Source organism: Nonomuraea sp. NPDC049028, from assembly GCF_043197735.1.
GTDB lineage: Bacteria > Actinomycetota > Actinomycetes > Streptosporangiales > Streptosporangiaceae > Nonomuraea.
The window spans coordinates 17,149-26,280 of the sequence record NZ_JBICTR010000016.1 but is presented as its reverse complement, the minus strand read 5'-3'; the positions used below and the strand labels follow the sequence as shown (position 1 = coordinate 26,280).

Genomic DNA, 9,132 nt, shown 5'->3' with positions numbered 1-9,132 from the left:
GGCTACTGGCCGGTAGGGTGTTACCAGTGGTAACGGCTGGCCGTGTGTGGCCGTACCGTGAGCATGGCCTGGTGCCTTTAACGGGATTTTTCAGGGAGTAACAGCATGGGCGGCTTCTGTCCGGAGTTAGGCGACGATGTCGCCGAGGTGCGGGACTGGGTGCATACGTTCGCCCGCGACGTGATCCGCCCAGCAGGCGCGGAGTGGGACGAACGCGAAGAGACCCCCTGGCCCGTCATCCAGGAGGCCGCCAAGATCGGCCTGTACTCGCTCGACTTCTTCGCCACCCAGTGGTTCGAGGAGAGCGGCCTGGCGCTGCCGGTGGCGTTCGAGGAGATCTTCTGGGGCGACGCGGGCATCGGCCTGTCCATCGTCGGCACCGGCCTGGCCGCCGCCGCCCTGTCCGCGAACGGCACGCCGGAGCAGATGGGGGAGTGGCTCCCGCAGATGTTCGGCACGGAGAACGACGTCAAGCTGGGCGCCTTCTGCGCCTCGGAACCGGACGCGGGCTCTGACGTCGGCTCGATCCGTACCCGTGCGGTGTACTCCGGCGGCGACTGGATCCTGAACGGCGTCAAGACCTGGGCCACCAACGGCGGCATCGCCAACGTTCACGTGGTCGTCGCCTCTGTCGAACCGTCGCTGGGCACCCGAGGCCAGGCCACCTTCGTCATCCCACCCGGCACCCCCGGCCTGTCGATGGGGCAGAAGTTCCGCAAACACGGCATCCGCGCCTCCCACACCGCCGAGGTCGTCCTGGAAGACGTCCGCGTCCCCGGCTCCTGCCTCCTCGGCGGCAAGGACAAACTCGACGCCCGCCTCGCCCGCGTCCGCAACGGCGGACGCGCCGGCGAGCAGGCGGCGATGCGTACCTTCGAGACCACCCGCCCGTCGGTGGCCGCGATGGCCGTCGGCATCGCCAGGGCCGCCTTCGAGTACGCCAGGGACTACGCGCGGGAACGCGAGCAGTTCGGCCGCAAGATCGGCGAGAACCAGGCGATCGCCTTCCTCCTCGCCGACATGGCGACCCGCGTGGACACGGCCCGCCTGCTCACCTGGCGCGCGGCCTGGATGGCCCGGATGGGCCGGCAGTTCGGGCAGGCGGAGGGCTCGATGTCGAAACTGGTGGCGGGGGAGACGGCGGTGTGGGTGACGGAGCAGGCGATCCAGATCCTGGGCGGGGCGGGATATACGCGGGAACATCCGGTGGAACGCTTCCACCGGGATGCCAAGATCTACACCATTTTTGAGGGTACGTCCGAGATTCAGCGGTTGATCATCGGCCGGGCGGTCACCGGCCTGCCGGTCCGCTGAAGAACTTCGCACGTCAGCAGAGGTGATGTGACGCCGGTGGAGTTGCCGCGGCACATCACCCGGACCGAGGCGTCGCCGATGAGACAGACCTCAGTTCTGTCCCAGTTCTGGGTCGATGGCTTTGGGTTGCCGAAGCTGCCGATCGATAGCCTCGCGGACTCGGTTGTGCGACGAAGGCAGCATGTGCGCATAGACACGGAGCGTAAGCGCCGGATCGGTGTGCCCCAGGTACTCGGACAGGTCCTTGATTGTCACGCCACCCGCCAGAGTGACGCTGGCGAAGTAGTGGCGAAGCTGGTGCGTGCCCTCTTGGCGGTTGGTGAGGTACTTACGCCGGCCTCGTGCGTCCCTGGTCGGCTCGGGAAGGACCCCAGCTGCGACGAGCGCAGGCTTCCAGACGGTCAAGTCGTAGTTCCGATGCCGAATGTGTAAATCGTCGGTGGCCCAGCGGAACAGCATGTTGTGAGTACGCGGTTTCCCAGTGGGCTTTTCCCAGGGCAGGGTGTACGGCTGCGGCTCGTGGGCGTCGATGTGCGCGCGCAGGTGCTCCGCAACCCATTGAGACATGGGGATCGTGCGTTGCTTGTCTCTCTTCGGCAGGGCGTAGACGAAGTCGCTCCTCAGCTTCTTGACCTGGCGCCGTACATGGATGGCCATCTCATCGAAGTCCACGTCTTCGAGAGCAAGGCCGAACCACTCACCTGCCCGCATGCCGCACCCAGCGCCGAGGACGGGCATGGGCCCGTAGATGCTCCGGATGAGCGGCGATGATCGCCAGAACCACTCGGTCCGGCCAGGGGACCACCTTCTTGTACGCGTGCGCAGGAGCCTTGACTATCTCTGCCTTGGCTGGGTTCTTCCTGATTTTCTCGTCAGCGACGGCAAGATCAAGGATGCCCTGCAGAACGAGAAGCGCCGTGATCGGAGTTGAGGGCTGGTAGCGCTCACTGAGTTCGGCCAGGAACTCCTGCACCTCGGATGGCTTGATCGACCCTACTTTCCGTTTGCCGAACTTCGGGCCGACGTGGAGCCGGTACATCGACTCGTAGCGGATGACAGAGGCCGGATCAACGCTAGTGCGGGAAAGTAACCACCTCTGCCCGTAGGCATCGAACTGGGCATCGCCGGCGGTCGGGTCGATGTACTCGCCTCGCTCCAGGTCCTCCTCCATCTTCCGGGCGTACTTCTTGACGGCGTCCGTTACGCGCCGGGTCGCCGTCTTCTCCCTGCCGTCCGGGCCGATCCAGACGCCTTGCCACCGGTTCGCGTCCGGGTTGCCGCCGTTGTCGGGGTGCTTCGCGGTCTTCTTCCGTATGGGCTTGCCGTCAGGTCCTTTGACCGTTGTGAACCACAGGTCTCTGACTCGGGCCATCGTGCTTCTCCTGAGGGGGTTGTGGCGGGTGTGCGCCGCGTGGATCCGTCCCAGGGCTTTCACCTGGTGACGGGCATGCAAGCGAGCGGCGATCACGTATCTGGACACCCTCGCGACGCACATGATGATCTTCGGGAGCGCGTCTCGTGCGAGCGCACATGTCGCGCTATGGTGTTTCTGGCGCGTCTGATGCGTCGAATAACGCTGTTTGTATCACACGAGTCCGCCACGCCAGGGCGAAAGCCCACAACCGAGACTTCGCTCCCTCAGGAGTAGCCCAGCCGCACAACAAGAAAGGCGCCCCCCGCAAAGCGGAGAGCGCCTTCACCAACATCACCGACGACACCGCATCCACTGACCAGTTCCAGGTTGGTCGCCAGGCGAACTGATCGGGTGTGCCACAGAAAATGCTTGGAGCCGAAGATATCACCTCACCAAGCGTTCCCCCTGGCGCGCCCGAACCAACGGCGCCCGCCACGGCCGAACGCCTCACGGCCCCCGCTGATCCCCTCCCGCGCGGCAGTCCTGTCTGCCATCCCCGAGGGCATGCGGCGCACGCCCTCTCAGCAGGCGTTCCTCCGCGCCGTCAAGGAGCACCCCGACGCGCTCGCGTTGAAGTGCCACGCCTATCGAAACCTCACTGAAGTGGCGGGCAAGCTCGCCGACTGGGCCGATTGGACCACGCTGACCACCCGCCCGACCGAACAGCGCATTGCCGATGACCTCGACCTGGCGTTATCCACCGTGAAGCGCTGGATCAGGTGGATGCGCGAGCGCGGCTTCCTCGGCGTCGTCGAGGAGGGCACAACGAACCGCTACCGCAGAGGCAACCAGTGCGGGCTCACCGAAGACGGCTTGGGCAACCGGGCGGCTGTCTGGGTCCTGTGCACGCCCGCCCCTGAGCTGGACGAAGGCGACATGCGCACCGACAAAACGACAACTGAACCCCCTTCCTTGACTCTCCCTAAGAGAGTCAAGGTAGGTCCTACGCACGCGCGCGAGGAAAGATCATCTCCGCGCCGCCGGAACCGAATCTCGACGACGAACGAGGCCGCCGCCACGCCGGGGACCCGCAAGCACGCGCTCCAGGTCGCCGAGAAGATCCACGACGAGAGCACCACGATGCGGCGGTTGTCGCCGTGGTACATCCGGCACCTGACCAGGGTCTTCGTCGCTGCCGGGTGGACCGCCGCCGACGTGCTGCACGCCCTCGACCACCAGCCGGATGGCACGGCCTGGACCTACACCTGGACCAGCCGCGATCAGATCCGCAACGTCCCCGGCTGGGTGCGCTACCGGCTGTCGGCGTGGCTGGACGAGCACGGCCGACCCCTGCCCGGCAAGTCGCAGCGGCTCGCGGCCGCGGCTGCCCGGCTCCGCGCTGAGCAGGCGGTCGTGCGCGAGCGATTCGAGGAGATGAGAGCTCGTCGCGTCGGCGGTCCGGTCGAGCCGCCGCCGAAGCTGAGCAGGGCGGAAGCTCTCGCGTGCCCGCCGGTGGCCGAGCGGGGCTCCTCGTCCGGTCCGGGTGACGCTTACCGGGCGGCGCGGGCGGCGTTGGACGCGAGGCGGCTGCAGCGGGAGGCTGAGCGTCTTCGGTGGCTGGCGTCGTGAGCGACGAGTACGCCGAGCGGGCGCAGCGGGCGCGGGAGTTGCTGGCGCGGTCGTCGCCGGCTGCTGCTCGGGCGATGCGGGCTCGTGAGCGGGAGGCTGCGCGGCCGCGCCGGGTGATGGAAGAGGGCCGGTGGGCTCTGATCGACTGGCAGGTGCAGCAGTCGATCGAGGAGCAGCCCGGCTCGTTGAGACCTTTCAGTCAGAGACGGAGGCGAATGTGGAGGACGAGGAGGCGAAGCGGCGTCGAGAGTCGCTGGCGCGGGCTCGGATGCGGGCGCGTGCAGAGCGTAGGGCCCGGTAGAAAAAGACCGCACCGGCTGCGCTCTGTCCCTGTGAACCCGCAGAGGGTTAGGCGCTGAGACCATGCCCTCAGCGTGCTGCGCACGACACATCACCGTGGCTAGATGGACATGCCGCCTTCGACGTGGGGGAACATTTTCGGCGTTTTGCCTGATCGATGTCGGTGGAGAAAAACCACACCGGCTACATGCTGTGTCGCTGCGCTCACACCTGCATGGCTGACCATGAGGAGACCCCTTAGGTCCAGCGATGAGGGAGGGACTGCATGGAGCCGGTTGCGCGGCGCAAGGGCTGGCTGTGGACGGTTTGCGCTGGGTTGATCGGTATCGGCGGGTCTGCATTGGCCTGGTCGGCGCACCCTGAATTGGGTGTCGCGCTGGTCACCCTTGAAGCGATCGTGGTGGTGGCGGTGCTCGGTGCGGCGCTGTTCGGTTCTGAGGTGACCAGCGAGCGGGCCTTCCGGCTGCTGCGTTGGGTGGCAAATCGTCCGGAGCCGAAGGGGCCGCCCAGACGCCCTCGAAAATTACCGTGATCGAACCCCTGAGTGTAGCTATGCGCGCGTCAGATCAACGGAGACGCGCTTTCGGTGCGCGTCTGGTGCATCTGACGCGTCACACGCTTGGAGTCGCTCAGAACGCGTCTGGCGCGTTAATCGAATCGTTATGAAAGGACGTGATCACCGCATCCCTAAATGTCTAGGTCACCCTTTCCAATGTGTTAGCGTCGAAGATGTAACACCACGAAGCACCGCGCTTGACCAGCCAAAACGCCGAATGGCGCGCCTCCACCGGCACCACCGCCCGGCTGGGCAGGCCCGACAAGATGTGCTGATAGCGGCACCGCAATCAACCAACAGGCTCCAGCCCCGCGACCGCCACGGTCGCGGGGCCGCGGCATGTCACGAGGAAATCGACATGGACACGATGGCCATCCGAACCCACAGCGAACTGATCGCCGCAGTGAAGGGAATCCGCGCTGCGGGCGGCACTACCAGCCAGATGCTCGCGACCATCGCCCGCATGCTGACCGACCCGGCCGCCCCCGAGCAGTACGAAGACATCCTGGACACCGTCACCCGGACGGCCGCCCACCACTTCGCGTACGAGAAGGACACCGGCCCCACGCCGTACCCGGACGACGCTACGTACGACGACCTCACCCCCGAAGGCCAGATGGTCGTCATCCGGCACGTCATCTTCGACTTCGGCGTGCGGATCCAGCCGGCCGCGACGCCCGCCACCCTGGCCAGCAAGACGGACACGACCACTCGTTACCTGGCAATCGCGATCGACGAGCCAAACGTCTTCGAGCTCGGCATCGACGGTGCTCCCCTCCCCGCGCACCACCTGGTGGCCGTCGCCGAATCCGAGGAGTGCAACGAGGATGGCGAGACGAAGCTGTTCCCCTTGTCCAGGGTCGTCGCCATCCTCGACTCCGGCGTCCACCTCGACGACGACGCCCCCGCACTGGACGGCCTGCTCGCGGCTCACGGCTGGAAGCTGGTCGAGGAAAGCGACAGCCACCCCGACAACGCCGAACACGAGGTCGCCCCGACCAACTCGCAGACGACGCCGCCCGGCATCGAATACCACGACGGCCGCCCGATGCCGTACTACCTCGACGGTAGGAAGAAGCTCGACGAGCGCGGCTCGCTGCTCGACGCGATGCTCATCGCAACGTTCACCGCCGCCCAGACCACCGACCCCGCCACGTACGGCCTCGACCACGTCGGCGTCGAACTGCTGCTGATCGGCGCCTCCCGCGCCGCCGTGGACGACCGGCTCGACTACGAGCAAATCGTCCGGGGCAACGCTGGCCTCGACTGCAAGCGGCGCCTGTTCATGGCCGCGTGTGCGGCGATCGGCAAGGCGCTCGACGTGATCCGCGAGCGCGCTACCTGCCGCACCTGCGACGGCGCCGCCGTCTCCCGCACGACGGACGGCACGCCCGTCTGCGCCAACACCGGCCACTGAACACCAGCACAAGGAGAAACGGACATGCGCGACCTGATCGACCTGCCCGAGGGCTGGGAGTGGAGCGCCTACGGCGGCTCCTTCATTTGCCCGGACGGCCACGAGATCGAGATGGACGGCACCTGCCCTGACGGGGACGCCTCGCCCCTGCTCCGCATGGGTCTGATCTGACTCTGCAAACCCGAACGGAACACATCATGGACACCACCACCCGCGGCATCGCCGAAGACCTGCTGCTCGTCCTGCGCCGCCTCAACCAGGCCGATGACCAGAAGCTCGCCCGCGACCCCGGTCCGTACGGGCACGCTCGACACTCGCTCATCGCGATCCTGGAGACCGCAGACTGGGGCCCCGCCCACGCCAGCGAGGCCATCCAGCACGCGATGCAGGAAGGCTCGACGCTGTTCGACGCTATGTTCGCCACTCGCGTTGGTGAAAGCGGTACCGCAACCAGCAGCTCGACCTTGGTGAACGCTTCCATCATCGAGATCAGCGACGAGCTGGCACAGCAGATCGCCGACGCGATCGGCGAGCACTTCTGCGGCGACCGCAACTACTGGCCGAAGGTCATGGACGCCGATTGGGACGACGGCAGCGGCCGCGTCATCATCTGGGAGCACGGCGTGCCCGACTGGACGTTCCTGGTCTCCCACGGCGGCCGATCGGATGACTCGCCCACGGAGTACGAGCCGGTTTCCCTGCCTGCTGGCGTATGGGTCGAACCGATCAACCCCTGCGCCCTGCGCGTCATGCCCCGCCAGTAAGGCCCCGAGAACGGCGATGGCCGGGCCCGCCACAGGCCCGGCCATCCCAACACCACAAAAAGCCCCGGACCCTCATCGCCACAACGAAGGCCCAGTGCGCCACAGCGTAACGCACCCGCCGGGCCGTGACAGACCGCCCAGAAGGGGAGCATTTGTGAACCGCGCTGCCACTGACAGCCACCACGACGACGCCGAGCACGAGCCGGAGAGCATCACCGACGTCTTCCTCGTCGAGATCCGAGACCAGTGCGGCGACTGCACGGCCCGATGGGACGCGCCCCCGGAGCAGCACCACGTCGCCTGTTCCATCCACTGGAACTAGCCGATCACGCCCGCCCTGCGGCCACCGGCCCGGGGCTGGCCCTGCCCTGTTCACGAAAGAGGACCAACACCATGCCCATGCAGCCCAACCGCAGCGCCTCCGGAATCATCCAGCGGCTCCGGAACGACGGATTCACCGTGAACATCCCCGACGAGCCGTACCGCCGCATCTACCAGCTCCCGCTCAGCCGCGGCCTGTACTTCGGCACCCTCGACGTCTCCGCCGACAAGGGCCGCGCTCTGCGCATCTCCCTCACCTGGCAGCCGAACAACAGCACTCGGAAGTGCACCGGCGCCACCCACATCATCGGCCTCCTCAACACCCTGCCCGAGCAGGGCTGGGACAATAGAACGGCCGCCACACCCAGGCCGACTACGTCGCCGTGCTCGACGGCTCGTGGGCGCTGGCCGTCGCGGTGTGCGACGGCGCGGGCGACGACTCCGACGCGGCCGACGCCGCCCAGATCAGCGCGCAGATCGCCGCTGCGGTCACCGGCTCCACCAACAGCGGTGCCCAGGGCCTGCACGCGGCCCGCTCCTACCTGCAGCAGCGCAACGAGGACGCCCCGCCTGGGCAGGAAGGCATCACCACGGCGGTCGTCGCTGCGATCACACCTGCTGGGCTCGACATGGCCTGGGTTGGCGACTCGCCCGCCTGGGCGGTGCACCTGGACGGCAAGGTCGTTCCCCTGACCGTGCCGTCCTGCCACCCCCGCTGGGCGCCGTGCAACGTCGAGGAGAAGCACGAGGCCGCAGGCACCTGGCCGCACCGCATGCTCACCAACACCGACGACTACGCCCGCATCATCCTCGCGTCGGACGGCCTCACCGCGCATCTGCCTCTCGCGGGCCGGGCCGACCAGATGAACGCGATGCTCGACATCCTGGCGACGATCGAAGCTCCTTACCGCGATGGCGAGTACGTCGCGGCCGAAACTGCTCAATCTGGGCAGGCGCGGCAACGACAACACGACGGTCGCCGTCATCGACCTCCTCGCACGCGAGGGAGTCCCGGCGTGACGAGCATCGTGACGAACACCGTCATGGGGCTGCTGCTCACCACCGACCTCAACCCCGGTGACCGGCTGGCGCTGCTGCTGGCCGACGACGGCGACCGCCTCGACCTTCAGTACCTGTCCGGCGCGCTCACCCTCGGCGACGGTGACACCGACATCGAGGTGTGCGAGGTCGAGGCGTACCCGCACCTGCGGCTCCTCGTCGGCCGGCTGACCCACCCGGGCCGTAGGGAGCGCAACCTTATCGCCGGTCTGCTGCTCGACCGCATCTTCCCGCCCGGCTCCGACCGGTGGTGGCTCGACCTGCGCGGCGGCGTCGTCATCACCGCTCTGTGCGACTGCGGCGCCCCTTGCGACCTTCCCGACCACATTCATGACGCGGCACGAGCCGTGTCCGACTCAATCCCGAGAGGAAAGCGATGACCAGAAAATCAGGCTCGCCGTAAACCCGAACACCAGCT

At 67.1% G+C, this 9,132-nt stretch carries 9 protein-coding genes and 1 pseudogene; 8 read left to right on the top strand and 2 right to left on the bottom strand.

Translation table 11 applies throughout. From position 1 onward, the window contains the following. Positions 1–105 precede the first annotated feature (105 nt). Positions 106–1,314, top strand: a complete 1,209-nt coding sequence (locus ACGFJ2_RS49520; protein WP_357957366.1) for an acyl-CoA dehydrogenase family protein — start codon at positions 106–108, stop codon at positions 1,312–1,314. A 90-nt stretch (positions 1,315–1,404) separates the two neighbouring features. Here the strand turns inward: ACGFJ2_RS49520 and ACGFJ2_RS49515 are convergent, their stop codons facing one another. Together ACGFJ2_RS49515 and ACGFJ2_RS49510 are read right to left on the bottom strand one after the other, a co-directional pair. Next, positions 1,405–1,986: a tyrosine-type recombinase/integrase gene (locus ACGFJ2_RS49515; RefSeq protein ID WP_393480594.1), complete on the bottom strand. Its 582-nt coding sequence runs from the start codon at positions 1,984–1,986 to the stop codon at positions 1,405–1,407. Positions 1,987–2,011: 25 nt separating this feature from the next. After that, entirely contained in the window at positions 2,012–2,686 is a 675-nt protein-coding gene (locus tag ACGFJ2_RS49510) for a hypothetical protein (RefSeq protein ID WP_393480591.1), read from the bottom strand. Between the two features lie 546 nt (positions 2,687–3,232). Between ACGFJ2_RS49510 and ACGFJ2_RS49505 the strand changes: the two genes are divergently transcribed. The 7 genes and pseudogenes from ACGFJ2_RS49505 to ACGFJ2_RS49475 form a co-directional block, all read left to right on the top strand. Beyond that, a complete protein-coding gene (locus tag ACGFJ2_RS49505) occupies positions 3,233–4,297 on the top strand; it encodes a hypothetical protein (RefSeq protein ID WP_393480589.1) in 1,065 nt (354 codons plus the stop codon). Positions 4,298–4,862: 565 nt separating this feature from the next. Further along, positions 4,863–5,129, top strand: coding sequence for a hypothetical protein (locus ACGFJ2_RS49500; RefSeq protein WP_393480586.1), 267 nt, complete (start codon positions 4,863–4,865; stop codon positions 5,127–5,129). Positions 5,130–5,511: 382 nt separating this feature from the next. Then, positions 5,512–6,570, top strand: a complete 1,059-nt coding sequence (locus ACGFJ2_RS49495) for a hypothetical protein (protein ID WP_393480584.1) — start codon at positions 5,512–5,514, stop codon at positions 6,568–6,570. A 24-nt stretch (positions 6,571–6,594) separates the two neighbouring features. Then, complete coding sequence (locus tag ACGFJ2_RS49490; RefSeq protein ID WP_393480581.1) at positions 6,595–6,741, top strand: hypothetical protein; 147 nt, start codon at positions 6,595–6,597, stop codon at positions 6,739–6,741. Between the two features lie 26 nt (positions 6,742–6,767). After that, positions 6,768–7,334: a hypothetical protein gene (locus tag ACGFJ2_RS49485; RefSeq protein WP_393480579.1), complete on the top strand. Its 567-nt coding sequence runs from the start codon at positions 6,768–6,770 to the stop codon at positions 7,332–7,334. A 154-nt stretch (positions 7,335–7,488) separates the two neighbouring features. Beyond that, a complete protein-coding gene (locus tag ACGFJ2_RS49480) occupies positions 7,489–7,656 on the top strand; it encodes a hypothetical protein (protein WP_393480576.1) in 168 nt (55 codons plus the stop codon). 376 nt (positions 7,657–8,032) lie between these two features. Continuing rightward, positions 8,033–9,094 (top strand): annotated as a pseudogene (locus ACGFJ2_RS49475) (protein phosphatase 2C domain-containing protein); the annotation flags it as partial. Positions 9,095–9,132: the final 38 nt, after the last annotated feature.

What these genes read in the sequence shown, in the direction of transcription:
- ACGFJ2_RS49495 (WP_393480584.1), top strand. Translation starts at nt 5,512, where the DNA reads ATGGACACGATGGCCATCCGAACCCACAGCGAACTGATCGCCGCAGTG.
- ACGFJ2_RS49520 (WP_357957366.1), top strand. Translation starts at nt 106, where the DNA reads ATGGGCGGCTTCTGTCCGGAGTTAGGCGACGATGTCGCCGAGGTGCGG.
- ACGFJ2_RS49485 (WP_393480579.1), top strand. Translation starts at nt 6,768, where the DNA reads ATGGACACCACCACCCGCGGCATCGCCGAAGACCTGCTGCTCGTCCTG.
- ACGFJ2_RS49505 (WP_393480589.1), top strand. Translation starts at nt 3,233, where the DNA reads ATGCGGCGCACGCCCTCTCAGCAGGCGTTCCTCCGCGCCGTCAAGGAG.
- ACGFJ2_RS49500 (WP_393480586.1), top strand. Translation starts at nt 4,863, where the DNA reads ATGGAGCCGGTTGCGCGGCGCAAGGGCTGGCTGTGGACGGTTTGCGCT.
- ACGFJ2_RS49490 (WP_393480581.1), top strand. Translation starts at nt 6,595, where the DNA reads ATGCGCGACCTGATCGACCTGCCCGAGGGCTGGGAGTGGAGCGCCTAC.
- ACGFJ2_RS49510 (WP_393480591.1), bottom strand. Translation starts at nt 2,686, where the DNA reads ATGGCCCGAGTCAGAGACCTGTGGTTCACAACGGTCAAAGGACCTGAC.